The 26,608-nt window shown below is 58.4% G+C and carries 22 protein-coding genes, 4 tRNA genes and 1 other RNA gene; 4 read left to right on the top strand and 23 right to left on the bottom strand.

Translation table 11 applies throughout. From position 1 onward, the window contains the following. Entirely contained in the window at nucleotides 1–1,197 is a 1,197-nt protein-coding gene (hemY, locus tag C3F38_RS03090; RefSeq protein WP_047729450.1) for a protoheme IX biogenesis protein HemY, read from the top strand. Between the two features lie 431 nt (nucleotides 1,198–1,628). Here hemY and C3F38_RS26095 read toward each other — a convergent pair whose 3' ends face one another. From C3F38_RS26095 to trxA, 21 genes are all read right to left on the bottom strand, one after another. Next, a complete protein-coding gene (locus C3F38_RS26095; protein ID WP_134267497.1) occupies nucleotides 1,629–1,856 on the bottom strand; it encodes a hypothetical protein in 228 nt (75 codons plus the stop codon). A 46-nt stretch (nucleotides 1,857–1,902) separates the two neighbouring features. Then, nucleotides 1,903–2,031, bottom strand: a non-coding RNA gene (locus C3F38_RS03085) — RtT sRNA. Nucleotides 2,032–2,066: 35 nt separating this feature from the next. Continuing rightward, nucleotides 2,067–2,143, bottom strand: a tRNA-Pro gene (locus C3F38_RS03080). Nucleotides 2,144–2,217: 74 nt separating this feature from the next. Next, nucleotides 2,218–2,304 (bottom strand) — tRNA-Leu (locus C3F38_RS03075). A 41-nt stretch (nucleotides 2,305–2,345) separates the two neighbouring features. Then, nucleotides 2,346–2,421: transfer RNA gene (locus C3F38_RS03070), tRNA-His, on the bottom strand. 63 nt (nucleotides 2,422–2,484) lie between these two features. Beyond that, nucleotides 2,485–2,561: transfer RNA gene (locus tag C3F38_RS03065), tRNA-Arg, on the bottom strand. A 135-nt stretch (nucleotides 2,562–2,696) separates the two neighbouring features. Further along, a complete protein-coding gene (locus tag C3F38_RS03060; RefSeq protein WP_038874078.1) occupies nucleotides 2,697–4,100 on the bottom strand; it encodes an amino acid permease in 1,404 nt (467 codons plus the stop codon). A gap of 366 nt (nucleotides 4,101–4,466) precedes the next feature. After that, nucleotides 4,467–5,207 carry a lipopolysaccharide N-acetylmannosaminouronosyltransferase gene (gene wecG, locus C3F38_RS03055; protein WP_038874077.1) on the bottom strand — a complete coding sequence of 247 codons (741 nt, stop codon included), beginning with the start codon at nucleotides 5,205–5,207 and terminating at the stop codon, nucleotides 4,467–4,469. 14 nt (nucleotides 5,208–5,221) lie between these two features. Further along, complete coding sequence (wzyE, locus tag C3F38_RS03050; RefSeq protein WP_038874075.1) at nucleotides 5,222–6,589, bottom strand: ECA oligosaccharide polymerase; 1,368 nt, start codon at nucleotides 6,587–6,589, stop codon at nucleotides 5,222–5,224. After that, nucleotides 6,586–7,671, bottom strand: a complete 1,086-nt coding sequence (locus C3F38_RS03045; protein ID WP_047729453.1) for a TDP-N-acetylfucosamine:lipid II N-acetylfucosaminyltransferase — start codon at nucleotides 7,669–7,671, stop codon at nucleotides 6,586–6,588. The genes wzyE and C3F38_RS03045 overlap by 4 nt, the downstream gene beginning before the upstream one ends. Beyond that, entirely contained in the window at nucleotides 7,668–8,918 is a 1,251-nt protein-coding gene (gene wzxE, locus C3F38_RS03040) for a lipid III flippase WzxE (protein ID WP_055317094.1), read from the bottom strand. Before wzxE ends, C3F38_RS03045 begins: the two co-directional genes overlap by 4 nt. A gap of 1 nt (nucleotide 8,919) precedes the next feature. Beyond that, nucleotides 8,920–10,050, bottom strand: a complete 1,131-nt coding sequence (rffA, locus tag C3F38_RS03035) for a dTDP-4-amino-4,6-dideoxygalactose transaminase (protein ID WP_038874070.1) — start codon at nucleotides 10,048–10,050, stop codon at nucleotides 8,920–8,922. Continuing rightward, nucleotides 10,037–10,768: a dTDP-4-amino-4,6-dideoxy-D-galactose acyltransferase gene (gene rffC / locus C3F38_RS03030; RefSeq protein WP_055317095.1), complete on the bottom strand. Its 732-nt coding sequence runs from the start codon at nucleotides 10,766–10,768 to the stop codon at nucleotides 10,037–10,039. Before rffC ends, rffA begins: the two co-directional genes overlap by 14 nt. Further along, the gene (gene rfbA / locus C3F38_RS03025; RefSeq protein WP_055317096.1) at nucleotides 10,746–11,627 is read right to left on the bottom strand and encodes a glucose-1-phosphate thymidylyltransferase RfbA; all 882 of its coding nucleotides are present in this window, start codon (nucleotides 11,625–11,627) and stop codon (nucleotides 10,746–10,748) included. Before rfbA ends, rffC begins: the two co-directional genes overlap by 23 nt. Nucleotides 11,628–11,675: 48 nt before the next feature. Beyond that, entirely contained in the window at nucleotides 11,676–12,743 is a 1,068-nt protein-coding gene (gene rffG / locus C3F38_RS03020) for a dTDP-glucose 4,6-dehydratase (RefSeq protein ID WP_055313310.1), read from the bottom strand. Beyond that, a complete protein-coding gene (gene wecC, locus C3F38_RS03015) occupies nucleotides 12,740–14,002 on the bottom strand; it encodes a UDP-N-acetyl-D-mannosamine dehydrogenase (RefSeq protein ID WP_055317097.1) in 1,263 nt (420 codons plus the stop codon). The genes rffG and wecC overlap by 4 nt, the downstream gene beginning before the upstream one ends. Then, complete coding sequence (gene wecB, locus C3F38_RS03010; RefSeq protein WP_055317098.1) at nucleotides 13,999–15,129, bottom strand: non-hydrolyzing UDP-N-acetylglucosamine 2-epimerase; 1,131 nt, start codon at nucleotides 15,127–15,129, stop codon at nucleotides 13,999–14,001. Before wecB ends, wecC begins: the two co-directional genes overlap by 4 nt. An 85-nt stretch (nucleotides 15,130–15,214) precedes the next feature. Beyond that, nucleotides 15,215–16,267, bottom strand: a complete 1,053-nt coding sequence (wzzE, locus tag C3F38_RS03005) for an ECA polysaccharide chain length modulation protein (RefSeq protein WP_048232362.1) — start codon at nucleotides 16,265–16,267, stop codon at nucleotides 15,215–15,217. A 20-nt stretch (nucleotides 16,268–16,287) separates the two neighbouring features. After that, a complete protein-coding gene (gene wecA / locus C3F38_RS03000; RefSeq protein WP_004934192.1) occupies nucleotides 16,288–17,385 on the bottom strand; it encodes a UDP-N-acetylglucosamine--undecaprenyl-phosphate N-acetylglucosaminephosphotransferase in 1,098 nt (365 codons plus the stop codon). Between the two features lie 296 nt (nucleotides 17,386–17,681). Beyond that, entirely contained in the window at nucleotides 17,682–18,941 is a 1,260-nt protein-coding gene (gene rho, locus C3F38_RS02995; protein WP_004934188.1) for a transcription termination factor Rho, read from the bottom strand. A gap of 400 nt (nucleotides 18,942–19,341) precedes the next feature. Beyond that, a complete protein-coding gene (gene trxA, locus C3F38_RS02990; protein ID WP_004934187.1) occupies nucleotides 19,342–19,668 on the bottom strand; it encodes a thioredoxin TrxA in 327 nt (108 codons plus the stop codon). 131 nt (nucleotides 19,669–19,799) lie between these two features. On the opposite strand from trxA, the gene rhlB reads away from it, so the two are divergent. Further along, complete coding sequence (gene rhlB, locus C3F38_RS02985) at nucleotides 19,800–21,086, top strand: ATP-dependent RNA helicase RhlB (RefSeq protein WP_038874055.1); 1,287 nt, start codon at nucleotides 19,800–19,802, stop codon at nucleotides 21,084–21,086. Between the two features lie 5 nt (nucleotides 21,087–21,091). After that, on the top strand, nucleotides 21,092–22,588 hold the full coding sequence (gene ppx / locus C3F38_RS02980; protein WP_048232357.1) for an exopolyphosphatase: 1,497 nt from the start codon (nucleotides 21,092–21,094) through the stop codon (nucleotides 22,586–22,588). Nucleotides 22,589–22,620: 32 nt separating this feature from the next. Here ppx and rep read toward each other — a convergent pair whose 3' ends face one another. After that, a complete protein-coding gene (gene rep, locus C3F38_RS02975; protein ID WP_004934177.1) occupies nucleotides 22,621–24,645 on the bottom strand; it encodes a DNA helicase Rep in 2,025 nt (674 codons plus the stop codon). A 109-nt stretch (nucleotides 24,646–24,754) separates the two neighbouring features. Between rep and ppiC the strand changes: the two genes are divergently transcribed. Further along, nucleotides 24,755–25,036 carry a peptidylprolyl isomerase PpiC gene (ppiC, locus tag C3F38_RS02970; protein ID WP_004934175.1) on the top strand — a complete coding sequence of 94 codons (282 nt, stop codon included), beginning with the start codon at nucleotides 24,755–24,757 and terminating at the stop codon, nucleotides 25,034–25,036. A 25-nt stretch (nucleotides 25,037–25,061) separates the two neighbouring features. Here the strand turns inward: ppiC and C3F38_RS02965 are convergent, their stop codons facing one another. Beyond that, entirely contained in the window at nucleotides 25,062–26,564 is a 1,503-nt protein-coding gene (locus tag C3F38_RS02965) for a pitrilysin family protein (RefSeq protein ID WP_055317099.1), read from the bottom strand. Nucleotides 26,565–26,608: the final 44 nt, after the last annotated feature.

Raw genomic sequence — 26,608 nt, 5'->3', positions numbered from 1 at the left:
ATGTTACGCGTGCTATTTCTGTTCCTGGTGGTGATCGCCAGCGTGGTGCTCGGGCCGATGCTGGCCGGGCATCAGGGCTATGTGCTGATCCAGACCGACAATTACAATATTGAAACCAGCGTCACCGGCCTGGTGATTATGCTGGTGCTGCTGTTTGTGGTGCTGCTGGCGATCGAGTGGATCCTGCGCCGTCTCTTCCGTACCGGCGCCCGCACGCGCGGTTGGTTTATCGGCCGCAAGCGCACCCGCGCGCGCCAGCAAACCAAAGCCGCGCTGATCAAGCTGGCGGAAGGCGACTACAAGCAGGTCGAGAAGCTGATGACGCGCAACGCCGACCACGCCGAACAGCCGGTCGTGAACTACCTGCTGGCCGCCGAGGCCGCACAGCAACGCGGCGACGACTTCCGTACCAATCAGTATCTGGAGCGCGCCGCCGAAGCGGCCGACACCGATCAGCTGCCGGTGGACATCACCCGGGTTCGTATCCAGTTGGCGCAGGGCGAGAACCACGCCGCGCGCCACGGCGTCGATCGCCTGCTGAACCAGGCGCCGCGTCATCCGGAAGTGCTGCGTCTGGCGGAACAAGCCTATCTGCGCACCGGCGCCTATGCGTCGCTGCTGGAAGTGCTGCCGTCGATGCGAAAAATCGAACTCCACAGCGAAGAACAGCTGCAGGCATTGCAGCAACAGGCGTATATCGGGCTGATGAATCAAGCGATGGCGGACGAAGGCAGCGAAGGCCTGAAGCGCTGGTGGAAAGATCAGAGCCGCAAGACGCGTCACGAAGTGCCGCTGCAAATCGCGATGGTGGAACACCTGATCGAATGCAACGACCACGAACTGGCGCAGGAGATTGTACTCGACAGCCTGAAGCGCCAATACGACGAGCGCCTGGTGCTGTTGCTGCCGCGGCTGAAATCCGGCAACCCCGAGCAGTTGGAAAGGGCGCTGCGTCAGCAGATGAAACAACACGGCGCGACGCCGCTGCTGAACAGCACGCTGGGGCAGTTGCTGATGAAGCACGGCGAGTGGCAGCAAGCGGCCGACGCCTTCCGCGAAGCGCTGAAACAGCGCCCGGATGCCTACGACTACGCCTGGTTGGCCGATACGTTGGAAAAACTGCATCGTTCGGATGAAGCGGCGCAGATGCGGCGTGAGGGGCTGATGTTGACGCTGAAACAGAACGGCGGCGAATAACGCCCTGCCCGAGAGAGAAAAGCGCGGCGCCGATGCCGCGCTTTTTTTTGCCCAATGGCTTTCTGAAGCGCAAAAAAAAACACTTGCCGCAGGGCAAGTGTATAAAGAAGCAATCAGGTCTAGGACAACAGGGGCGGTGCCTCACTCAACGTTCTGCCCTGAGCGTGATGACGGGTTAGTCATCGTTCTCGTGGGCGATAGGCACCCTAAATCGGCTCTGCGTCATTCCCAGGGTTTATGAGGCCTTAAGGCGAACATAAGAAGTGGAATGAGCATCTACGCAAGAGATATTGCACTTGGCGTGCCAACTTTTAAATTGAGGCTCTCATATAGAAAAATATAGCTCAATATATTGAAATTATTGATTTTTTATTTAACTCTTCCCTTCCCGTCACAAATCACTCTCTGGTGTTCCTTGCCGGCGGCCTGTATCAGGTTGTCGCCTCGAAACGACGACTTAAGTCAAAGCTAGCTTTATCTTTTAAAATCAATGAATTATTTGTCTCAGCCTGACGACAACGCAGGATGGTATTGTCGCTGAAAATCAACACGTTTGCAGGCCGACACCAGATGCTCCCCCAGGAAGGCAAAAAGCCCGTGCGGTGCTGCACGGGCTTGTCGATGTTCCCTTCGTCATGCTGAGAAGAACTTGCTTTCATAAACGACAGACGTAAAAAAACCGACTTGCGTCGGTTTCTTTGAGAGTGGTCGGCAAGAGAGGATTACGCGCATCTTTGATGCGCGCCCTGCGGGCCGTTGCTGAAGCAACGTTGTCTCGCTTCGCGAGGCTCGAACCTCCTGCGGAGGTACTCATCCTCATAAACGACAGACGAAAAAAAACCTGCTTTAAAAAGCAGGCTTTTCGAATGTGGTCGGCGAGAGAGGATTCGAACCTCCGACCCACTGGTCCCAAACCAGTTGCGCTACCAAGCTGCGCTACTCGCCGATTTGTGTTGCTCATACTACCTGATTTATCAGACCGTTGTCCATATAAATCTTATATTTATCAGATATTTTGCGTGGTGCGAAGAGAGGGACTTGAACCCTCACGTCCGTAAGAACACTAACACCTGAAGCTAGCGCGTCTACCAATTCCGCCACCTTCGCACTGTCACAAAATACTGCTAAATCTTCACTTCGTTAGGAAGTGGGGTGGCTAATGGGACTCGAACCCACGACAACTGGAATCACAATCCAGGGCTCTACCAACTGAGCTATAGCCACCATTACTACTTCTTCTTACTCACGCGGTAATATTACCACCGCAGCTCCTGCGCACAAACTTAATGGCGCGCCCGACAGGATTCGAACCTGAGACCTCTGCCTCCGGAGGGCAGCGCTCTATCCAGCTGAGCTACGGGCGCGTAGCGCCGTTGCGGGAGGGGATACTACGGATTTACGCCAATTCTGTCTAGTGCTTTTTCGCAGAAATGTTGCGTTTGATTACGCTTTGCTCACTCCCGCGCACAAAAGCGCACTCCGTAGCCCCTTTTCACCATTTATTGGCGCGTTTCTACCCGATTTTCAGCCGGATGATGTTTCTTGTGCATGCCGAAAGCGAAGTAGCACAGGCTGACGCCGGCCAAGAAAATCGCCCCGACCAGCAGGGAAATCCGCGTATCCGGGTTGATTCCCATGCCGACCAGCACGCAAATCAGAAAAGCGATGGTCAGATAGTTCACATACGGGAACATGATCGACTTAAAGCTGTGATTTTTGATCGCTTCCTTATGAGCGCGGCGGAAATAGAGCTGGCTTATCAGCACCACGAACCACGGCACCATGCCCGGCAGCACGCTCGCGCTGTAGACATAGACGAACACCTGCTCCGGATTCGGGATGATGTAGTTCAGCGCGGAACCCACCAACAGGCAGCCGATGGTGACGGCGATGCAGTTCACCGGCACGCCGCTGGCGGAAAGCTTGGTCAGCGCCGCCGGCAGCTGGCGATTCTTGGCCAGGGCGTACAGCATGCGGCCGCCGCTGTACATGCCGCTGTTGCAGCCGGAGAGCGCGGCGGTCAACACCACGAAGTTGATGATGCCGGCGGCGGCAACGATGCCGATCTTGGCGAAGGTCAGCACGAACGGGCTGCCGGTGGTGCCGATGCCATTCCACGGGAAGATGGTGACGATGACGAAGATTGCGCCAACATAGAAGATCAGGATGCGCCACAGGATATTGTTGATCGCGCGTTTCAGCGTCACCTGCGGGTTCTTGGCTTCCCCGGCGGTGATGCCCACCAGCTCAACCCCCTGATAGGACGCCACCACGATGCACAGCGCAAACAGGAAGCCTTTCCAGCCGCCGGCAAAGAAACCGCCGTGCGCCGTCAAATTGGCGAAACCGATAGGTTCACCGCCGTTGCCGAAGCCGAAGAAGATAACCCCCAGCCCCACCAGAATCATCACGATGATGGTGGTGACTTTGATCATGGCGAACCAGAACTCCAGTTCCCCATACAGGCGCACCGCCGCCAGGTTGGCCAGCGCCACCATTGCCACGGCGATCAGCGCCGGCACCCACTGCGGTATTTCCGGGAACCAGAACTGCACATACACCCCGATGGCGGTGATCTCCGAAATGCCGACGGCAATCCACATAAACCAGTAGCCCCAGGCGGTCAGGTAACCGAAATAGGGATTCATGTACTTATGCGCGTAAACGGCAAACGAGCCCGCGACCGGCTCGAGGAACAGCATTTCTCCCATCGAACGCATAATGAAGAACACGAACAGCCCGGCGATGATGTAAGCCAGCAGCACCGACGGCCCCGCCCACTTCAGCGTACTGGCCGACCCCATAAACAGGCCGACACCGATGGTGCCCCCCAGAGCGATAAGCTCGATATGCCGGGCCTCAAGGCCTCGGTGTAGCCCTTGCGGTTTTTCTTTGTGTGCCATAAATCCTCAATAATTTTTCTCGGGTTGTGTTTGCCTGCCGGCCGCTGCCGGTCGTTATTGTCATTATTAAAAGAATAAATCATCCCCTGCCGGTCGGGTTGGCATCAACGGGTGGTCGGAGCGAAGTTACCGTGAGAGGGACATCGTTCAGCGCTGTCGCATCAGGCTTCAGCGGCCAGGGATAATTTCCGGGCGGTATCGTTTCGCATTTCGCCGCTATAAGCAAACCGCAATTTAAAACTTTATGGAATAAATGCAGCGGCGTTTAGGGCCGGGGGTTATAGATATGCGGCAGAAACGTGCAAAAGCAGATTATTGGTACAGCAGACCGGAGCGGAACAACCCTTTCCGCCCCGGATGAGGGGGTTACATCTTGCCGCTGTAGTAGTAGCCGACAAACTTCAGCAGCTTCAACTGCCGGCCGATGCGGCTGGGCTGGCTGAGCAGGCGGTAGAGCCATTCCAGACCGAGGTTCTGCCACACCTTGGGCGCACGCTTCACATGGCCGGTAAAGACGTCGTAGGTGCCGCCCACGCCCATGTACAGCGCCTGCGGATGCACCTTGCGACAGTCGCGCATCAGAATCTCCTGCTTCGGCGATCCCATCGCCACCGTCACGATAGCGGCGCCGCTGGCACGAATACGCTCGAGCAGCGCCTCTCGCTGATCCGGTTTGAAATAGCCGTCCTGGCTGCCCACCAGGTTGACATTCCACTGGCTGCGCAGCTTTTGCTCGGTTTCCGCCAAGACCCCGGGCTTGCCGCCGACCAGGAAGACCGGCGTGCCTTCACGGCCGGCGCGCTGCATCAAGGCTTCCCACAGATCGGCCCCCGCCACGCGCGAAACGTCCGCCGCCGGGTATTTGCGGCGAATCGAACGCACCATGCTGATGCCGTCGGCGTACTTGTACTCCGCCTCATCCAGCAACGCATGCAGCGCCGGGTCCTCTTCCGCCTTCAGGATCTTTTCCGCGTTCATGGCCACCAGCGTGCCCTGTTTTACCCGGCCGCCGTCGAACAAAAAGTCCATGCAGTGCGCCATATCGCGAAAGCCCCACAGGCTGAAACCGCGCAGCTCATACTGCGGCACCGAAATCTTTGCTTCCATCGTTCTCATTACCCTTACAAAAGACCGTTGGCCCGAGGCGGAGACGCCAGCGCGCGGGCGCGCGTCACTCTGGCCTTGATCAGCCCGGCGGTATCGAACAACCAATACAGCAACTTCGCCAGCACCAGACAGGCGCCGAAAATAATGCAGAAGAACACCACGCGCGACACGAAAGAGTCCACCCCTTCGCGCGCCAGCACGATGATGTTGAACACCGCACCGAAGCAGAAGCCTTGCAGAATGGCCGCCTTATAGCGGTTCGGTTCGGTTTTGCCCAACTCATACAGCCAGTCGAACCACTTGATGATCATGCCCACCAGAATCGCGCCGAGCGGAATAAACAGCGCACCGCCCATCACCACCAGCGAACCGATCAGCGTCGGCGAAATCGCCAGCCCGGAGTGGTTGTTCAGCACTTCCCAGGTGAAATAGTTGGCCGAGTTCAGCACCACGTCCGGCCGGCCCGGCCATAGCCAGGTTGGAATAAAGACGTAGAAATCACGCACGATCGGCGCCAGGCCCTGGAAATCGATCTTGTCGTAATTTTGCAGCAGCAGCGCCAGGTTTTCCCACGGCGAGAAGGTATCGCGGGTCAGGTAGAGGAAGGTATAGAACGCTTCCGCGCCGCTGACATCCAGGCTGTAGCGCTTCAACGCCAGCCAGAACATGCCGACCACGCCGAATATGCCCGCCGCCGCCAGCATCCACAGCGTGATCCAGCCGCGCACGATGCCGATAAACAGGAACAGCGCGAAGGCGATGATGATGTTGGCGCGGGTGCCGCCGACGATCACGTAGGTCAGAATACCGAACGCCACCGTCGCCACCAGGAACAAGAACCAGGCGCGCAGATCCTGCCGCAGGAAATAGACCACCAGCATCGCCGGAATGAAGAAGTAGAAGAACCGCTTGAGCGCCACGCCGGACACGTCGCTGGAGAAAATCTGGCTGTAGGAATTGAGCTTGAACAGCAGGAAGCCGTTCTGCATGAAGAAGATCCCAACGGTACCGATCGCCACCAATGCCAGCAGCACCCAGGTCATATGAGTCTCGACCCGGTTCATGGTAAACAGCGCCGCACGCGGCTCTGTGCGGCGCTTGCGCAGCCGGGTCTTGTAGGTGACGTAATAGATGGCGTAAAACGCCGTCGCCGACAGCAGGGCGTACAGCAGAAACTCCACCGGCACCACCTCGACGTCAAACTGGAACACCAGCAGGCAGGTCAAAGGAAAACCGAAATAGAACGTCAGCAAATACAGCAGCGAAAAGAAGACGTTGAAGTTAAAGCGCACGCGCCGAAACTCCTGGTAGGTTAGCGTCAGAATAAACGTCAGGCTGACCAGATAGACGACAAACAGGCCGCCGAATTGCGCCAACGTCATGAGTGCTCTCCCGCCGCCAACGCCAGGGCTTGCTGCCAGCCGTCGACATAGTTCGGATTGAAGAAGGCGATCGTCTGTTTATCCACCGCCGCCAGCTGACGCTGCGCTTCGCGCACCACCGCCTCGTCCAGCGAATCGCCGTAGAACAGCACCGGCAGATGCTGTTCCGCCAAATCCTGCCAGAACGGGTTTTGCCGGCTGAGCACGAAAGGCACGCCGAACTGAATCAGCAGGCACAGGGTGCCAATTCCCTGCTGGCGATTGAAAATGAAATAGCCCAGATCGCAGGCGCGTAAAATATTGAGGTAGTCCTCAAACGCCACCTGCTGCGTGAGCAGCTGCAGGTTTTTCTCGCCGAACAGCGGCAACCCGGCGGCGCGCACCTGCTCGATGTAGGCATCGTTGTTGGCCGGATAACCCATCGGCAGGATCACGCGCACGTCGGCGCCGAACTGCTGATGGATCGCCTGCAGCGCTTCGATATGCCGATTGCTGCGATCGCCGGAGTTGCCCACCAGAATCGTCATCGGCCCGGCCAGGTTTTTCTCGACGTGAACGTCGGTCAGCGCCGGATCCATGCGGGTCGGGAAGTACAGCAGCGAGGCTGGCACCCGCGCATGGCGCTGCTGGTAGTGAATCACGTCGCCGCGAGTGGCAAACACGTTCCCTACACGCCCCTGCGCAATGCGGCGCAGCAGATAGAACAGCCGGAATTTCCAGCTGGTGGCGTCTTCATACAGATCGGCGCCCCAAATATGCCAACTGACCTGACGCGCCTTGATCTTGCCGCTCAGCAGCGCCAACCACAGCCCCGGATTGAACTGGCCGTGCAGGAAGAAACGCGCATCGCGATCGGCCTGGGCACGGGCGATGACCGCCTCCGCCAGGCTTTTCTTGTCTGCGTAGGGCTCAATGTTCAGGGCGGGGAAATCACCCAGTGCCGCCACATCCTTGGCCGCCACCATAAAATGCCGCGTCTGCTCAGCCGGCAAACGCGGCGCCAGCACGTCGTTGAAGAAGCGCAGCACCGTCTGGTTATGATGCGGGATATCGGATCCCAGAACGTGAATCAGTATGGTCATACTCGTCTACGATAAATAAGGAACACGCAGCTACAGAGCGCGAAATACACGATGTAGGTTGCCATATAGGCCTGAGCCGCCCCCAACGCGCCGTGCAGCGGGATCAGCCAGTGCGAGAACACCGTCAGCAGCAGAAACTGGCTGACTTCCGTCAGGATATAGAAGCGCAGCGACGCTTTGGCGATCACCAGATAGCCGAACACATAGGCCCCGACTTTCAGCACGTCGCCCACCAGCTGCCAGGCAAACAGATCGCGCATGGCGACAAACTTGTCCGAGAACAGCAGCCAAATAGCGAAATCGCGCAGCACCCAAACCATAAAGCTCGCCGCCGCTACCGCCGGCAGCGCGAATTTCAGCGAACGCACGATCTCCCGTGAGATGGCGCCCTTGTCCGTCAGCCGCGACAGCGTCGGCAGCAAATAGACGGTAAACGAAGCGGTGATAAACTGCAGATAGGCATCGGAAATGCTGCTGACGCCCTGCCAAATCCCCACCTCATCCCAGCCGTAATGGGCGGCCAACAGGTTACGCATCATCACGTAGGCCACCGGCAGCGTCACCGACGTGATCAACGCCATGAGGGTGAATTTGCCGAGATTGCCGGCCACGAGTTTGTCCCAACGCGGCGCCAGATAGCGCAGCGGCAACGTTTTGCGCCGCCACAGCATCAGCCCGGCAGGCAACACCACCAACGCCGGCACCAGCGCCAGCCCCGCCAACGCGCCTTCATAGCCACCCAGCGTGAAGCACAGGTAATAAGCCACCACGCCAATCAGGCTGCCGCCGATCACCGCCAGCGCATTGCCCATCGCGTCGCGGTAGCCTTTCAGCACCGCCATGAACAGGTTGGCGTAGGCGATGCCCATCTGAATGAAGGCGACGGCGCGCACCACATCGACGTAATCGGCATGCCCGAACAGCCCGATGCTGATCGGTTCGGCGGCGAACAGAAACACCAGCGCCAGCAAGGTCGAAAAACCCAGCACGATGCTCGATGCGGTGCCTACCGCCAGACGCAGACGCTGCGGATCCTGGTGGTACTCCGCCACGTATTTGGTGATGCCGTTAAAAATGCCCGCGCCGGACAGCACGCCCAGCACGGTAATCAACTGGCGGAAGTTACCCGCCTGCCCCACCCCGCTGGGGCCAAACGCCACCGCCAGCAGCTTCACCACCAACAACCCCACGCCGATTTTGATCAGCGTGGAGCCGGCGGTCCATATCGATGCTTTTGCCAGCGACATATCAGGCAAAGAAGCTCAGGATGGTATTGATTACCGTACGCTGATTGACATCGGACATATTGTAGAACAGCGGTAAGCGCACCAGGCGCGCGCTTTCCTGCGAGGTATAACGGTCTTCGCCGGCAAAGCGACCAAAACGTTCGCCGGCCGGGCAGTCATGCAGCGGGATATAGTGGAACACCGCCATGATCTCGGCTTCCTTCAGGTAGTCGATAAAGGCCGTGCGATCGTCGATATCCCGCAGCTTGATATAGAACATGTGCGCGTTATGCACGCAGTCGGCCGGGATTACCGGCAACTCGATGCGGCCGGCCTTCGCCAACGGCAGGAAGCTGTCATAGTACTTCTGCCACAGTGCCAAACGGCGCTGGTTGATGCGTTCCGCCACTTCCAGCTGGCCCCACAGGTAAGCGGCCTGCAGGTCAGACATCAGATAGCTGGAACCGATGTCGCGCCAGGTATATTTGTCCACCTGACCACGGAAGAACTGGCTGCGGTTGGTGCCCTTCTCGCGGATGACTTCCGCCCGATCGATCAGAGCCGGATCGTTCACCAGCGTCGCGCCGCCTTCGCCGCCGGCGGTGTAGTTTTTGGTTTCATGGAAGCTGAAGCAGCCGATATGGCCGATGGTGCCCAATGCCTTGCCTTTGTAGGTCGACATCACGCCCTGCGCGGCGTCTTCCACCACGAACAGGTTATATTTCTTCGCCAGCGCCATGATGGTATCCATCTCGCAGGCAACGCCGGCATAGTGCACCGGCACAATCGCGCGGGTTTTATCGGTGATCGCCGCTTCGATTTTGGTTTCGTCGATGTTCATGGTATCCGGACGCAGGTCGACGAACACCACTTTGGCGCCGCGCAGCACAAAGGCGTTGGCGGTGGAAACGAAGGTAAAACTCGGCATGATCACTTCGTCACCCGGCTGTATATCCAGCAGGATGGCGGCCATTTCCAACGACGCGGTGCAGGAAGGCGTCAGCAACACCTTCGCACTGCCGAAACGCTGTTCCATCCACTGCTGGCAGCGGCGGGTAAAGCCGCCGTCGCCGCATAGCTTGCCGCTGCCCATAGCAGCCTGCATATATTCCAGTTCAGTGCCAACAACCGGTGGTGCGTTAAATGGAATCATGTCTACCTCTGTATAACCAGTACGCGGTGCTTTCAATCACGGCACCCTGTCGTTGATAGAGTCGTAATGCGGCGATATTGCTTATCTGGGTCGCGACCCGCAGGCGCTGCATACCTTGACGCCGACATTCGGCGATCGCCACCGTCATCAGCCGAGTGCCAATGCCCCGGCCGGATACGCCGGGAAAAGCCGCCAGCAGACCGATACGCATTTCCTGGCCGCCAATGTCACGCAGGCTGACAAAGCCTTCGGGTTGCCCCTGGTTGTTCAATACCAACAAGCATTGATGATCAAAGGTACCCAGCACCGCTTTTTCGATCCAGGTCGCATAGAATCGCCCACTATCGGCGCGATCGTACCACGGTGCACGAAACCGGCTGGCGGCGAACACCTCACCGGCGGCAGCGCGCAATGACGGGATATCCTCGGGAACGGCCAGACGCACCGCAGCCGCCGAAGCGACATCGGCCGTCGTGCTTTCCGGCGCAACGTTCACTGCCAGGTCCACTTCCCCTTCGACCAGCCGGAATCCCAGCGCCGACAGCGCATCGGCCCACTCCAGGCGGCAAGCGGGGATTTTGGCTTGCACCAATGCATAAGCGTTCAAATCAGCTTCAGCTACAGACGCCGCCGAGTTATCGAAATGTAACTTGGCGCTTTCCAAGTGGAAGAAGTCGCTCTCCCACTGCAGCGGTTCAATACTGGCGTGGACGCGCATGCAATAAATCCAGTAAATATTTGCCGTAACCGGTTTTGGCCAGTGTCTGAGCCGCACGTTTCACGCCCTCATCGTCCAGCCAGCCATTGCGCCAGGCGATCTCCTCAAGACAGGCGATTTTAAAGCCTTGACGTTTCTCGACCGTCTGTACGAAGCTGCTGGCTTCCAGTAAGCTGTCGTGCGTGCCGGTATCCAACCAGGCGAAACCACGCCCCAGCAGCTCGACAGCCAACTCTCCGCGCTCCAGATACATCTGGTTGATGCTGGTGATTTCCAGCTCGCCGCGCTCAGAAGGCTTCACCTGTTTGGCAAACTCCACCACCTGGCTATCGTAGAAGTACAGGCCGGTCACTGCCCAGTTAGACTTCGGTTTAACTGGCTTTTCTTCGATCGACAGCGCGCGGAAGTGGTCGTCAAACTCCACCACGCCAAAGCGCTCGGGATCCATCACCTGATAGCCAAACACGGTCGCGCCGGTGGTGCGCGCTGCAACGCTTTTCAGCTTGGGACTGAACCCCTGACCAAAGTAAATATTGTCACCCAATACCAGACAGCTCGGCTCACCGGCCAAAAATTCTTCGCCGATCAAAAATGCCTGAGCCAGGCCATCGGGACTTGGCTGTTCGGCATAGCTGAGATTAATGCCGAATGCTTCGCCGCTGTCCAAAAGCCTCTTGAATGAAGGCAGATCTTCCGGCGTGGAGATAATCAGAATGTCTTTGATTCCCGCCAGCATCAGTACCGACAACGGGTAATAGATCATCGGCTTGTCATAGATCGGCAGCAGTTGCTTGGACACGCCACGAGTAATCGGATGCAGACGCGTACCGGAACCGCCAGCCAGAATAATGCCTTTCATACAGACTCCAAAGCCCGCCGTACCGTTGCAAAGCGGCACGGCGTTAAATTAATCTGACAGCCCCAAACGCTCACCGGCATAAGAGCCGTCTTGCACCCGGCGCCACCAGGTTTCGTTGTTCAGGTACCAAACCACGGTTTTGCGAAGTCCGCTTTCGAAGGTTTCCTGCGGCCGCCAGCCCAACTCACGATCGATTTTGCCGGCGTCGATAGCGTAACGCATATCGTGGCCCGGGCGATCCTTCACATAAGTGATCAGATCGCGGTAGTTCGCCACGCCCTGCGGCTTGTTCGGTGCCAGCTCTTCCAGCAGATCGCAAATGGTCTGCACCACTTCGATATTCTTGCGCTCGTTATGACCACCGATATTGTAAGTTTCGCCCACCACGCCTTCGGTCACGACCTGATACAGCGCGCGCGCGTGATCCTCGACATACAGCCAGTCACGCACCTGCGCGCCGTTGCCGTATACCGGCAGCGGTTTGCCGGCCACCGCATTCAGGATCACCAGCGGGATCAGCTTCTCCGGGAAGTGATAAGGGCCGTAGTTATTCGAACAGTTGGTCACGAGAGTCGGCAAACCGTAGGTGCGCAACCAGGCGCGCACCAGATGATCGCTCGACGCCTTGGAGGCGGAATAGGGGCTGCTCGGCGCATACGGTGTGGTTTCGGTGAACAGATCGTCGGTGCCGTGCAGGTCACCGTACACTTCATCGGTGGAGATATGATGGAAACGGAAAGACTGCTTCTTCTCCGCCGCCAAAGGCTGCCAGTAATGGCGCGCCGCTTCCAGTATAGTGTAAGTGCCAACCACGTTGGTCTCGATAAAGGCCGCCGGGCCGTCGATAGAGCGATCGACGTGGCTTTCCGCCGCCAGGTGCATCACCACGTCCGGCTGATACTGGGCAAATACCCGATCCAGCTCGGCGCGATCGCAGATGTCGACCTGCTCGAAAGCATAGCGCTCGCTATCAGCCACCACCGCCAAAGACTCGAGGTTACCGGCATAGGTCAGCTTATCCACCACCACCACGCTATCGCCGGTGGCCTCAATGATGTGCCGCACGACTGCGGAGCCAATGAAACCGGCACCACCGGTAACTAAAATACGTTTCAACGCCAGACCCCCTTGGTATCGACCACCCAGTTTTGTTTGATTTCTTCCGGTCTGATAGCCTTGAACTGCTGGTGATCGACCAACATCACGATCACATCGGCCTGCTGCAACGCCTCAGCGATTGGCGTCAACGTCACGTGACCCGCCAGCGACTTCGGCAGCTGTTCAACGTTCGGTTCCACCGCCAGCGTTTCGCCGACGTGCCATTCGGCAATCAGATGTGCGACCTCTACCGCCGGGCTTTCACGCAGATCGTCGATATTCGGCTTGAAGGCCAGGCCGAAGCAGGCAATTTTGACCTCGGACGCGCGCTTGTCGGTGGCGGCCAGGCAATCGGCCACCGCCGCTTTCACCCGGTCGACCACCCACAGCGGTTTACCGTCGTTCACCAGGCGAGCGGTGTGGATCAGGCGCGCCTGCTGCGGGTTCTGCGCCACGATAAACCACGGATCGACAGCGATGCAGTGACCGCCGACGCCCGGCCCCGGCTGCAGAATATTCACCCGCGGATGGCGGTTCGCCAGGCGGATCAGTTCCCAGACGTTGATCCCCTGTTCGGCGCAGATCAACGACAATTCGTTGGCAAAGGCGATATTCACGTCGCGGAAGCTGTTTTCCGTCAGCTTGCACATCTCGGCAGTGCGCGAGTTGGTGATCACGCATTCGCCCTCGAGGAAAATCTTGTACAGCGCGCTGGCACGTTCCGAACACTTCGGCGTCATGCCACCGATCACGCGGTCGTTTTGAATCAGTTCCACCATGACCTGCCCCGGCAGCACGCGCTCCGGGCAGTAGGCGATATTCACGTCCGCCGCTTCGCCCGCTTGTTGCGGGAAGCTGAGATCGCTGCGCGCCTGCGCCAGCCATTCCGCCATCTGTTCGGTGGCACCCACCGGCGAGGTGGACTCAAGGATCACCAGATCGCCCTTTTTCAGCACCGGTGCCAGCGATTTCGCCGCCGCTTCGACATAGGCCAGATCCGGCTCGTGATCGCCCTTGAACGGCGTAGGCACCGCGATCAGGAATGCATCGGCCGCCAGCGGTTTGGTCACCGCCTGCAGGAAACCACCGTCGACGGCGTCCTTGACCACTTTGTCCAGATCCGGCTCGACGATGTGGATCGCACCGCGGTTAATGGTATCTACCGCATGTTGGTTAACATCTACACCCACCACTTTTTTCCTGCGGGAAGCGAACGCCGCCGCCGTTGGCAAGCCGATATAACCCAGGCCGATAACCGAAATAGTGTCAAAACTCATAGTGTCACCTGATGGTTCTTTAAAGCTTCGAGGATACGCTGGCAGGCATGCCCGTCACCGTATGGGTTGTGCGCCCGACTCATCGCGTGATATTCGCTTTCGTCCGTCAACAGCCGGGTCACCGCTTCAACAATTTTGGCTACATCGGTACCGACCAGGCGTACCGTGCCCGCATCTATCGCTTCCGGGCGTTCGGTGGTGTCGCGCATCACCAGCACCGGTTTGCCTAACGATGGCGCCTCTTCCTGAATACCGCCGGAATCGGTCAGGATCATATAGGCCTGAGTCATCAAATAGACAAACGGCAGATAATCCTGCGGTTCGATCAGCATGACGTTGTCGATGCCTTTCAAGATGCGATTCACCGGCTCACTGACGTTCGGATTGAGATGCACCGGATACACGACCTGCACTTCCGGGTGGTTGCGGGCAATCTCCGCCAGCGCGCTGCAAATTCGCTCAAAGCCGCCGCCAAAACTTTCGCGGCGATGGCCGGTGACCAGAATCAGTTTCTTGTCAGCGTCGAGGAACGGGTAACGCTGCGCCAGGCCAGCCTGCAGCGCGGTATCGCTCATCACGCGGTCGCGCACCCAGAACAACGCGTCGATCACCGTATTGCCGGTCACGAAAATACGGTTGTCCGGCAGCAGCTCGCGCAGCAGATTTTGGCGCGAGTTTTCGGTTGGCGCAAAATGGTACATCGCCAGATGGCCGGTCAGTTTGCGGTTGGCCTCTTCCGGCCAGGGAGAATACAGATTGCCGGTGCGCAGCCCGGCTTCGACATGCCCGACGGGGATGCGTTGATAGAACGCCGCCAGGCTGGTCGCCAGCGTGGTGGTGGTATCGCCGTGCACCAGCACCACGTCCGGTTTGAAGTCTTCCAGCACCCCTTTCAGCCCTTCCAGGATGCGGCAGGTGATTTCCGTCAGCCCCTGACCGGGTTTCATGATGTTCAGGTCGTAATCCGGCGTAATCTCAAACAACCGCAATACCTGATCCAACATCTCACGATGCTGTGCCGTTACGCAGACTCTTGCGTCAAAGGCCTCATCCTGGGCCAGTGCATGTACCAGCGGCGCCATTTTAATGGCTTCCGGCCTGGTGCCGAAAACAGTCAACACTTTCACAGCGAATCTCTTTTGGTCGGTTAATCGCAGGCCCCGCCTGCGAATGGGGCGCTCACGCGCCCTGCATCAGATTATTATATTATTTTTAACTACGCGGCCGACGCGCCAAGGCAACACCCGCGCCAACCAAAGCGCCCATCGCGCCCCACAGAATCAGCCAGAAGACCCGGCGTGGGCTGTCGCGTTTTACCGGCTCTTCCGGCGTACGCAAGTAGCGATAGGTCTGGAACTTCTCATCCAACGTCGGACCAACGTTCAGCGTCGCCAGCATCGCGCGGTTCTGCTCGTAATCTAGGTCATAGGTCGGGCCAGAAGCCTGCAGGCCTTCCAGACGCGCCTGCAGCATTGGCCGGCCCAGCAGGAACAAATCCGAATCCGGCAGTTGCTCGGCCGGAGTGTCGGTTTGCGTACGGCTTATCCCCTGGCTCTCGGCGATTTTCAACGCCTGCTGTGTGGTGTTCAGCTCACGCTTGTAAACCGACTCCGCCACCGCTTCCTGGCGCTTGACCTGCGCCTTCATCGAGGTGGTGCGAGCGGCCCACGCCCCCTGGATCTCTTCGTTCAGGTGCAGGGCTGCGCGGTGGCTGGCGAAGGCCACGTATTGGCGCAGCAGGCGGTTGGCGTCCGCGGCGGTTTCCGCCGTCAGCTTCACGCCGTCATTCGGCACTTTCTTGTCGTCGCGCGGCGTGAACAGGATGTTGTTGATCAGCTCGTCGAGCAACGCCGCATCGGCGCGGGCATCCCCTTCCTGACGCTGCTTGTAGTAATCGCTCTGCAGCCAGAAATCGCGACGCGTATCGTAGGCCGCCAGCTGCATGATGAACTCATTGTACGCTTCGTCCGCGATGCTCGGCTGATCGCCGGCCGTCGCCGGCAGCGTGCGCACGTCCAGATTACGCAGGAACTGCTGCTGCGAGTAGTAACCGCCCAGCGCATTCACCGTAGGTCTATCCGTGATGGCGGTCGCACTCCACTCTTGCTTAACCAGATAAGAGACGATCAGCGCGACCGCCGCGAACAGCACCGCAATGCCGATAATCCACGGTTTGCCGCGCCACAGGGTGCAGCACAGGCCGCGGATATCGAGTTCGTTATCCACCGCCGGGGTATGCTTGTCAGACGTTGTTTCTGGATTCATCACAGCCAAAAAGCCTCTGGTTAAGATACTTGCTTGTTATCGCTCGAACGCCGCAGGCGACGCTTGATACGCTTAATGTACCGCGCAACCCGCCAGGCGCGCTTGATGCAGTAACCGTACAGGAAGAAAGCAAGCAAGAATAATGCCAACATAACCCACTCTGGGATAAAAGTCAGGCGTTCGCCGATCACGCCAACCGCCGCCAGCAATGCGGCCGCCAGGGTGATCAACACGAAAGCCTGCCGCGGCGTAAAGCCGGCGCGCATGATCAGGTGGTGAATATGTTGACGATCGGGAGAGAAGGGGCTCATCCCCTTGCGTAAACGACGATACATGATTGCTATCATGTCCATCAGCGGAATAGCGATGATCCACAGCGCGGTCACCGGGTTAATCGAGTGTGCCTTTCCCTGCGAGCTTTGCAGCAGCAGCCAAATGGCGGTAAAGCCGATCAGAGTACTGCCGGCGTCCCCCATGAACACCTTATAACGGCGGCCAAGGATGCCGAGGTTGAGCAAAATATAGGGAACGATGGTGGCAATCATCGCAAAGCACCAGAACGCCAGCTCATGATGGCCGCTCAGGTACAGCAACAGACCCAGCGCGCCGAAGGAGACGCACGACAAGCCCCCCAGCAGGCCATCGATGCCGTCGACCATGTTGAAGGCGTTGATCGCCGCCCATACCGCGAACAGCGTCACCAGATAGCCGAACGGCCCCAGCAGCATCTCCCAGTCGCCCAGCACATGGCCGAAGCTGCGCAGATAGAGGCCAGCGAACACCATCATGGCGATGCCGACCAACGCCTGCACCAGGGCGCGGATTTTAACGCTGATGTCGAAACGATCGTCGAGCGCGCCCACAAACACCAGAATGCCGGCGCAGGTAAGATAAAGCTTGGCGTGCGCGATAGGTTGTTCAGAAATCCAAAACGCGAAGCACAGCCCTGCATAAACGGAAATACCGCCGACCAGCGGAATCAGCCCCTGATGGCGTTTGCGATAATTGGGTTTATCTACCAGACCAATACGTTTTGCCGCCTTGCGGGCAACAAAGAGAAAAGCCAAAGAAAACAGGAAAACAAATAGAATTTCAGTACTCATAGTGAGTAAGTTCACAGTTAACAGATCTCTGTAGAAGATAAGGCAGCTTACCACGGGCAATAGCTTGTGCCATCGGCCCCCGCCACCTTTCGGTCATTTCCTATGACAACGGTGATTCATGCCTATTTTCTTCGCTTCGGCTGACAAAACGACAGCAGCAAAGCCGACCGGCGAGAAACCGACCGACAAACAAGAAGAATTCTCAATAAGTCGAGGAAACAACTTACTTTTCCATTACTGCTACTTATCGTATCCGCCAAAAGCGAAAAACGCCACGACTAGGCGTGGCGTTCAGCGAATTTTTTAACGAATTATGAGCGTTTCATCATATCGAAGAATTCATCGTTGGTTTTAGTCATCGCCAACTTATTAATGAGGAACTCCATCGCGTCAATCTCCCCCATCGGATGGATGATTTTGCGCAGGATCCACATTTTTTGCAGCTCTTCGGAGGTGGTGAGCAGCTCTTCTTTACGGGTACCGGAGCGGTTGTAATCGATCGCAGGGAATACGCGTTTCTCGGCGATTTTACGCGCCAGGTGCAATTCCATGTTGCCGGTACCTTTAAATTCTTCGTAGATCACTTCGTCCATCTTCGAACCGGTATCAACCAGCGCGGTCGCGATGATGGTCAGGCTGCCGCCCTCTTCCACGTTACGTGCCGCACCGAAGAAGCGCTTCGGACGATGCAGGGCGTTGGCGTCCACACCACCGGTCAGCACCTTGCCTGAGGCCGGTACCACGGTGTTGTAGGCACGCGCCAGACGGGTGATGGAGTCGAGCAGAATGATCACGTCTTTCTTGTGTTCAACCAGGCGCTTGGCCTTCTCGATCACCATTTCGGCCACTTGCACGTGACGCGAAGCCGGTTCGTCGAAGGTCGATGCGATCACTTCGCCTTTCACCAGACGCTGCATCTCGGTCACTTCTTCCGGACGTTCGTCGATCAGCAGCACCATCAACACGCAGTCAGGGTGATTGTAGGCGATGCTCTGCGCAATGTTCTGCAGCAGCATGGTTTTACCGGCTTTCGGCGGTGCCACGATCAGGCCACGCTGGCCGCGGCCAATCGGCGCCGCCAGATCCAGTACGCGCGCCGTCAGGTCTTCGGTCGAACCGTTGCCGCGCTCCATCCGCAGACGGGAATTGGCGTGCAGCGGCGTCAAGTTCTCGAACAGGATCTTGCTGCGGGCGTTTTCCGGCTTGTCGTAGTTGACTTCGTTGACTTTCAACAGGGCAAAATAGCGCTCGCCTTCTTTTGGCGGACGAATCTTACCGGAAATGGTGTCACCTGTGCGGAGGTTGAAGCGGCGGATTTGGCTAGGGGATACGTAGATGTCGTCGGGACCGGCGAGGTAGGAACTGTCTCCAGAGCGGAGGAAACCGAATCCATCCTGCAATATCTCGAGCACGCCGTCGCCGAAGATATCTTCTCCGCTTTTCGCATGTTGCTTCAGAATGGAGAAGATAATGTCCTGCTTGCGCATGCGGGCAAGGTTTTCCAGCCCCATATTTTCGCCGAGAGTAATCAGCTCAGAAACCGGCGTATTCTTTAATTCGGTAAGATTCATAGTGGTGGGTTCTTAAACTCGGGGTATGTCTCGAACTTGTATCGTGAATGGTATGGCAGCGAGATGCGTGCCTGTTTACTGGACGTTCGATCACCGGGCGCAGAGCCGTCGCGGTAAGAAATGGCTTACATCGGGCGCACGCATTGACGGTTGAAGATCGAAGGTACCTTAAAAATGATTTTTGCAAAACCGTTTGATTGCCAAAACACGGGCTGAGTTCAGTTTACTTTCAACGCCAGTGGTTCGACACAGAGTATAGCTTTAGATTCAAACTCTTTAGATTTAAAACTTCGGGCAAGTTCTATATGCAGTGTGGTTAAACTTAACACGCTTCTTGGCAGGCGTCTAGCGGTGAATTGAACATCACCGCCAGGCGCCTGATACTGGGCTTCCCGCCCGATTACAGATTCGCGTTCAGGAAATCTTTGAGCTGACCTTTGGACAACGCGCCAACCTTGGTCGCGGCCACTTCACCGTTCTTGAACAGCAACAGCGTAGGGATACCACGGATACCGTACTTAGGCGCGGTAGCCGGGTTCTGATCGATATTCAGCTTGGTGATGGTCAGTTTGCCTTCGAACTCTTCGGCAATCTCATCCAGAATCGGAGCAATCATCTTGCACGGCCCACACCATTCAGCCCAGAAATCGACCAGGATCGGCCCTTCCGCTTTCAGCACATCGGCTTCGAAGCTGCTGTCAGTCAGGTGAATAATTTTATCGCTCATGTTCTACTCCACAGGATTATGTCTACCTTGTTGGTGTAGCATTAACCAACTCAAGGTGATTTTATTGCACCGCGTTTATTTCAACGGATGTGCTTTCGTAAAGCAATAGTTAGCTGATATTCTACCACACTATGAGCAAAACACACTTGACCGAACAGAAGTTTTCCGACTTCGCCCTGCACCCGTTAGTCCTTGAAGCCCTTGAGAAAAAAGGGTTTCACAATTGCACGCCCATCCAGGCGTTAGCATTGCCGCTCACGCTCTCCGGGCGTGACGTTGCAGGTCAGGCGCAAACCGGTACCGGAAAGACGCTGGCGTTTTTGGCGTCTACTTTTCACTATTTGCTGACTCACCCGGCGAAACAGGATCGCCAGACCAATCAGCCGCGCGCCTTGATCATGGCGCCTACGCGTGAACTGGCGGTGCAAATCCACTCCGATGCAGAAGCGCTCTCCCAGAGCACCGGCCTGAAACTGGGCCTGGCCTACGGCGGCGACGGCTACGACAAGCAGCTGAAAGTGCTGGAAAGCGGCGTGGACATTCTGATTGGCACCACCGGCCGTTTAATCGATTACACCAAACAGAACTATGTCGATCTCGGCGCGATGCAGGTCGTCGTGCTGGATGAAGCCGATCGCATGTACGATCTCGGCTTTATCAAAGACATCCGTTGGCTGTTCCGCCGCATGCCTGCGGCCGATCAACGCCTGAACATGCTGTTCTCCGCCACCCTGTCCTATCGCGTACGCGAGCTGGCCTTCGAGCAGATGAACAACGCCGAATATGTTGAAGTGGAACCGGAACAGAAAACCGGCCACCGCATTAAAGAAGAGCTGTTCTACCCGTCCAACGAAGAAAAAATGCGTCTGCTGCAGACGCTGATCGAAGAAGAGTGGCCGGATCGTGCCATCATCTTCGCCAACACCAAGCACCGCTGCGAAGACATCTGGGGCCATCTGGCCGCCGACGGTCACCGCGTTGGCCTGCTGACCGGTGACGTGGCGCAGAAAAAACGCCTGCGTATCCTCGACGACTTCACCAAAGGCAACCTCGATATCCTGGTCGCCACCGACGTCGCCGCGCGCGGTCTGCACATCCCTTCCGTCACGCACGTTTTCAACTACGATCTGCCTGACGACTGCGAAGACTACGTGCACCGCATCGGCCGTACCGGCCGCGCAGGCGCCAGCGGCCACTCCATCAGCCTGGCGTGTGAAGAGTACGCGCTCAACCTGCCGGCGATCGAGACCTATATCGACCACAGCATTCCGGTGAGCAAGTACAACAGCGATGCGCTGCTGACCGATTTGCCGGCGCCGAAGCGCCTGTCGCGTCCGCGCGGCGGCAACGGCCCACGTCGCAACTCCGCGCCTCGTCGCGGCGGTGCGCCGCGCAGCAACCGTAAACGTTCGAGCTGATCGCCATGCTCAGTTCCAGCACGCTTTATGCTGCCATCGATCTCGGCTCCAACAGCTTCCACATGTTGGTGGTGCGCGAGGTAGCCGGCAGCATTCAGACTCTGGCGCGGATCAAGCGCAAGGTGCGCCTGGCGGCCGGGCTGGATCAGAACAATCACCTGTCGCATGAGGCCATGCAACGCGGCTGGCAGTGCCTGCGGCTGTTCTCCGAACGCCTGCAGGACATTCCGCGCGAGCAGATCCGCGTCGTCGCCACCGCCACGCTGCGCCTGGCGTCCAACGCCGATGAGTTTCTGCAGGTTGCCGAGCAAATCCTCGGCTGCCCGGTGCAGGTGATCAGCGGCGAAGAAGAGGCGCGGCTGATTTATCACGGCGTCGCGCACACCACCGGCGGGCCGGATCGGCGGCTGGTCGTCGACATCGGCGGCGGCAGCACCGAACTGGTCACCGGCACCGGCGCACAGGCATCGCAGCTGTATAGCCTGTCGATGGGCTGCGTTACCTGGCTGGAGCGCTATTTCAGCGATCGCAACCTCGGGCAAGAAAACTTCGAACGCGCCGAACAGGCCGCGCGCGAAATGGTGCGGCCGATCGCACCGCAGCTGCGCCAGCAAGGTTGGCAGATCTGCGTCGGCGCTTCCGGCACCGTGCAGGCGCTGCAGGAGATCATGGTGGCGCAAGGCATGGATGAACGCATCACCCTGCCCAAACTGCGCCAGCTGAAACAGCGCGCTATTCAGTGCGGCAAGCTGGAAGAGCTGGAGATCGAAGGGTTGACGTTGGAGCGCGCGCTGGTCTTCCCGAGCGGCCTGTCCATTCTGTTGGCCATCTTCCAGGAGCTGGGCATCGAGAGCATGATGCTGGCCGGCGGGGCGCTGCGTGAAGGCCTGGTTTACGGCATGCTGCATCTGCCGGTGGAGCAGGATATTCGCATCCGCACCATCCGCAACCTGCAGCGTCGCTACCTGATCGACACCGAGCAGGCCGAACGCGTCAGCCAACTCGCCGCCAACTTCTCGCAGCAGGTCGCCAACGAGTGGCAGCTGGATGCGCGATGTCGCGAACTGTTGCACAGCGCCAGTCTGATCCATGAACTCGGCCTCAGCGTCGATTTCAAGCAGGCGCCGCAACACGCCGCTTACCTGATCCGCAACCTGGACTTACCCGGCTTTACCCCGGCGCAGAAAAAACTGCTGGCCACCCTGCTGCAAAACCAGAGCAACACCCTCGACCTGTCGCTGTTGAACCAGCAAAACGCCCTGCCGCCGCGCACTGCGCAGCGTCTGTGCCGCATTTTGCGCCTGGCGATCATCTTCGCCAGCCGCCGCCGCGATGACACGCTGCCGGCGGTGCGGTTACGCGCCAATCAGGACGATGAACTGACGGTGATCTTACCGCCGGGTTGGCTGGAACAGCATCCGCTGCGCGCCGAGGCGCTGGAGCAGGAAAGCCACTGGCAGAGCTACGTCCACTGGACGCTGCGGTTGGAAGAACAGCGTTGAAATGACCAGGGCGCGATTCGCGCCCTGTCTTTTTAATTCCCGCCTTTGGCCTTGGCCAGCTGGGCGCGGATATTGGCCAGATGGCTCTGCCCCTTCTGCATCCGCTCCTGCGGGCTCACCACTTTGCGCTCGGTTTCCCACGCCAAATCGTCCTGCGGCAGTTCCAGCAGGAAGCGACTCGGCTCCGGCCGCACCAGTTCGCCGTACTGACGGCGCTCGCGACACAGGGTGAAGATCAGCTCTTTTTGCGCGCGGGTGATCCCCACATAGGCCAGACGCCGCTCTTCATCGACATTATCTTCATCGATGCTGCTCTGGTGCGGCAGCAGGCCCTCTTCCATGCCCACCAGGAATACGTAGGGGAACTCCAGCCCTTTGGAAGCGTGCAGCGTCATCAGCTGTACCTGATCCAGCTCTTCTTCGCTTTCACCGCGCTCCATCATGTCGCGCAGGGTGAAGCGTGTCACCACCTGGGTCAGCGTCATCGGCTCGTCCAGATCGTTGCCTTCCAGCATCTCGGTCATCCAGCCGAACAGCGTGTTGACGTTCTTCATCCGCATTTCGGCGGCCTTCGGGCTGGTCGAGGTTTCAAACAGCCAGCTCTCATAGTCCACGCCGCGGATCAGATCGCGCACCGCCGCCACCGGCTCACGTTCCGCCTGCTGGGCGATACCGCCGAGCCAATGGGTAAAGCGCTGCAATGACTCCAGCCCGCGCCCGGTCAAGTGCTGGCTCAGCCCCAGATCGAAACTGGCGTGGAATAAACTCTTGTTGCGCTGGTTGGCCCATTCGCCGAGCTTCTGCAGCGTCGCCGGGCCGATCTCGCGCTTGGGGGTATTGACGATGCGCAGGAAGGCGCTGTCGTCCTCCGGGTTGGTCAGCACGCGCAGGTAGGCCAGCAGATCCTTGATCTCGGGGCGCGAGAAAAACGACGTGCCGCCGGAAATCTTGTACGGGATGCGGTTCTGCATCAGCATCTTTTCAAACACCCGCGACTGGTGGTTACCGCGGTACAGGATCGCATAGTCGCCGTAGTTGGTCTTTTTCACGAAGTGGTGGGCGATCAGCTCCCCCACCACCCGCTCGGCTTCGTGATCCTCGTTGTTGGCGGTCACCACTTTCAGCTCTTCACCATACCCCAGCTCGGAAAACAGCCGTTTTTCAAATACGTGCGGGTTATTGGCGATCAGAATGTTAGCCGCCTTCAGGATACGCTCGCTGGAACGGTAGTTTTGCTCCAGCTTGATCACCTGCAGCGCCGGGAAATCTTCCTTCAGCAGCACCAGGTTCTGCGGCCGCGCGCCGCGCCAGGAGTAGATCGACTGGTCGTCGTCACCCACCACGGTAAAGCGCGCGCGGTTGCCCACCAGCAGCTTAACCAGCTCGTACTGACTGGTGTTGGTATCCTGGTACTCATCTACCAGCAGATAGCGAATACGCTGCTGCCAGCGTTCGCGCACCTCTTCGTTGCGTTGCAGCAACAGCGTCGGCAACAGGATCAGGTCGTCGAAGTCCAGCACGTTGCACGCCCGCATATGGGCGTGGTACAGGCCGTAGCAGTGGGCGAACAGCTTGTCGCGCTCCGAGCGCGCCAACTCCGCCGCCCGCTGAGGATCGATCAGGTCGTTTTTCCAGTTGGAGATGGTCGAGATCAGCTGCGCCACCAGCGTTTTGTCGCTTTCCAGCCACTTTTCGGTCAACTCTTTCAATAGCGCCAGCTGATCCTGGTCATCGAACAGCGAGAAGTTGGACTTCATCCCCAACGCCACGTATTCCCGTTTGATGATCTCCAGCCCCAGGGTATGGAAGGTGGAAATCATCAGCCCGCGCGCCTCTTTACGCCCCAGGGTTTGCGACACGCGCTCTTTCATCTCGCGTGCGGCCTTGTTGGTAAAGGTCACGGCGGCGATGTGCCGCGCCTGATAGCCGCAGTGGTGGATCAGGTGGGCTATCTTGTTGGTGATAACGCGCGTCTTGCCGGAACCGGCACCGGCCAACACCAGGCAGGGCCCGGTAACGAATTCGACGGCTTGTTGTTGGCTGGGGTTTAATCGCATGGTGCTGGCTTGCTCGACTGTAAAACGTGGAAGGGAATTGTAGCAGAAAGCGCCGATGAGATTTAGCGGGTATAATCAGCGCAATTTTCGCATCGACAAAGGCATTACCATGGCAAAAACGGCGTGCGCCCTGCACATTCTGGTAGACAATGAAAAGCTGGCCAACGAGCTGCTGGCCAAGCTGAAGCGCGGCGTCAGCTTCGACACGCTGGCGCGCAAATACTCGAGCTGCCCGTCAAAACGCAACGGCGGCTCGCTGGGCGAATTCAACAAGGGCGCGATGGTGCCGGCGTTCGATAAAGCGGTGTTCAGCATCCCACTGCTCAAACCTTACGGCCCGGTCAAAACCCAGTTCGGTTACCACATCATCAAGGTGCTGTACCGCAACTGAGGGGGCCTGAGCCCCCTGCTGCGCATTACTGCGCGCTGGCGTCCGTCGCCGGCGCAGCCACCGCGGTGTCGGCCGGTTTGGCTTCTTCCGTCACCACCGCCGGCGCCGGCATCATGATGCCGTCATAGGTTTCCTGCAGCTGCTTCATGCTCATTTCCGGCTCGCCCTTCGGCTGCATCAGCACCAGCGTCGCCTCCTGAGAAAGCTGCAGCTTCAGCGCCTGATTCAGCGTCTCCAGCGTCAGGCTGGACAGGAACTCCTGGCGCAGCTTCTGATACAGCTCCGGCGCGATATCCACCACCCCGCTCTGCTGCGAACGCAGGCGTTGGCTCATCAGCACGTCGGTATCGGTGCGGGCGTAGGTCGCGAACAGCTTGCTCAGCTGATCGTTTTTCTGCGCCAGCAACGCATCGAATTCCTCTTTGGACAGGCCGTTGTCACGCACGTTGGCCAGCTCGCGGGCGATAAAGCCCAGGCTGCCGTTCAGGTTGTTGTTCGGCGTATCCAGATGGATGGCGCACTGCCCGCGCTGGTACTGCACGCGGCAGTCAAAGCCCAGATGCAGGTTCTTCTGGTCGCTTTTTTCCAACGTCTGCTGGAGATGCCAGAACAGCGCCTCTCGGGCAAGATCGCCACGCCAGTAGCGGAGCAGGCTCTGCGAATCGCGAATCGGATGCCACGGCGAATCCCACATGATAGACAGCGTATCCTGCTTCACCTGCTCGCTGATCAGGCTTACCGGCTGCTGCGGCAGCGGCGTCAACGTCGGCATCGGGGCCGGGGTTTCACGTTTGCCCTGCAGCGGCGAGAACGCCTTGTTGATCTGTTCGCCCAGGCTGCGGCTGTCCACCTTGCCGACCACGAACAGCGTCATGGCGTCCGGGGTATACCACTGTTGATAGAATTTCTTCAGCTGTTCGAGATTGACCGGCCGTTTCGCCGGCTGCGCCGGATCGTGCGCCAGCAGCGTCGAGCCTTTCAGGCGGTAACGCCACCAGGCATCTTTGGTATTGGGCGGGAAAGTGCCGACCGGATTGATGTTGGAATTCATCACCGCATGCACCGTATGCTCGTCGATCGCCAGTTTGCCGGTGGTGTCCGCCAGCCAGGCCAGCGCTTCTTTCAGCAGGTCGGGCCGGTTGTTCGGCAGGCTGAGGTTATACATGGTGAAATCATACGAGATGATCGCCGGCGGCAACGGCCGCTCGTTATCCACGCTCTGTTGCCACAGGGCGCGCAGCTGCGGCGCGGTAAAGCTTTCGCTGCGCGCCAACGCCAGCCGCGGCAGCAGATGGGCGAAGCCGGTCTGCTGCGAAGACTCCACCAGGGAGCCGGTATTGACGATCAGCCGCAGTTCCACGCGGTCGCTTGGCCGCTGCGGCGTGTCGAGAATCTGCCATGAAAACCCGTTGGCCAGCGACCCCTGCTGCCAGGCAGGATCGGGTTGTAGTGCTTCAGCCTGCACGCTGCTACTGGCGGCAGCCAATAGCAGCCCACCAACTATAAGATGAATTCTGGTGCCCTGCATGTGAACCCCTACTTAATGACTATCCAATTTCTTATGCAAATGCG

This window comes from Serratia sp. SSNIH1 (assembly GCF_002935055.1).
GTDB lineage: Bacteria > Pseudomonadota > Gammaproteobacteria > Enterobacterales > Enterobacteriaceae > Serratia > Serratia nevei.
This window is presented reverse-complemented; position numbering and strand designations above follow the sequence as displayed.

Coding starts and splice junctions, on each gene's coding strand:
- ppiC (WP_004934175.1), top strand. CDS start 24,755: ATGGCAAAAACGGCGTGCGCCCTGCACATTCTGGTAGACAATGAAAAG.
- rffA (WP_038874070.1), bottom strand. CDS start 10,050: ATGATTCCATTTAACGCACCACCGGTTGTTGGCACTGAACTGGAATAT.
- C3F38_RS03045 (WP_047729453.1), bottom strand. CDS start 7,671: ATGACCATACTGATTCACGTTCTGGGATCCGATATCCCGCATCATAAC.
- rffC (WP_055317095.1), bottom strand. CDS start 10,768: ATGCGCGTCCACGCCAGTATTGAACCGCTGCAGTGGGAGAGCGACTTC.
- wecG (WP_038874077.1), bottom strand. CDS start 5,207: ATGGAAGCAAAGATTTCGGTGCCGCAGTATGAGCTGCGCGGTTTCAGC.
- rfbA (WP_055317096.1), bottom strand. CDS start 11,627: ATGAAAGGCATTATTCTGGCTGGCGGTTCCGGTACGCGTCTGCATCCG.
- hemY (WP_047729450.1), top strand. CDS start 1: ATGTTACGCGTGCTATTTCTGTTCCTGGTGGTGATCGCCAGCGTGGTG.
- wzzE (WP_048232362.1), bottom strand. CDS start 16,267: ATGAATCCAGAAACAACGTCTGACAAGCATACCCCGGCGGTGGATAAC.
- wzxE (WP_055317094.1), bottom strand. CDS start 8,918: ATGTCGCTGGCAAAAGCATCGATATGGACCGCCGGCTCCACGCTGATC.
- rhlB (WP_038874055.1), top strand. CDS start 19,800: ATGAGCAAAACACACTTGACCGAACAGAAGTTTTCCGACTTCGCCCTG.
- wecC (WP_055317097.1), bottom strand. CDS start 14,002: ATGAGTTTTGACACTATTTCGGTTATCGGCCTGGGTTATATCGGCTTG.
- wzyE (WP_038874075.1), bottom strand. CDS start 6,589: ATGACGTTGGCGCAATTCGGCGGCCTGTTTGTCGTCTATCTGGTCAGC.
- C3F38_RS26095 (WP_134267497.1), bottom strand. CDS start 1,856: ATGAAAGCAAGTTCTTCTCAGCATGACGAAGGGAACATCGACAAGCCC.
- rep (WP_004934177.1), bottom strand. CDS start 24,645: ATGCGATTAAACCCCAGCCAACAACAAGCCGTCGAATTCGTTACCGGG.
- C3F38_RS02965 (WP_055317099.1), bottom strand. CDS start 26,564: ATGCAGGGCACCAGAATTCATCTTATAGTTGGTGGGCTGCTATTGGCT.
- trxA (WP_004934187.1), bottom strand. CDS start 19,668: ATGAGCGATAAAATTATTCACCTGACTGACAGCAGCTTCGAAGCCGAT.
- rho (WP_004934188.1), bottom strand. CDS start 18,941: ATGAATCTTACCGAATTAAAGAATACGCCGGTTTCTGAGCTGATTACT.
- C3F38_RS03060 (WP_038874078.1), bottom strand. CDS start 4,100: ATGGCACACAAAGAAAAACCGCAAGGGCTACACCGAGGCCTTGAGGCC.
- ppx (WP_048232357.1), top strand. CDS start 21,092: ATGCTCAGTTCCAGCACGCTTTATGCTGCCATCGATCTCGGCTCCAAC.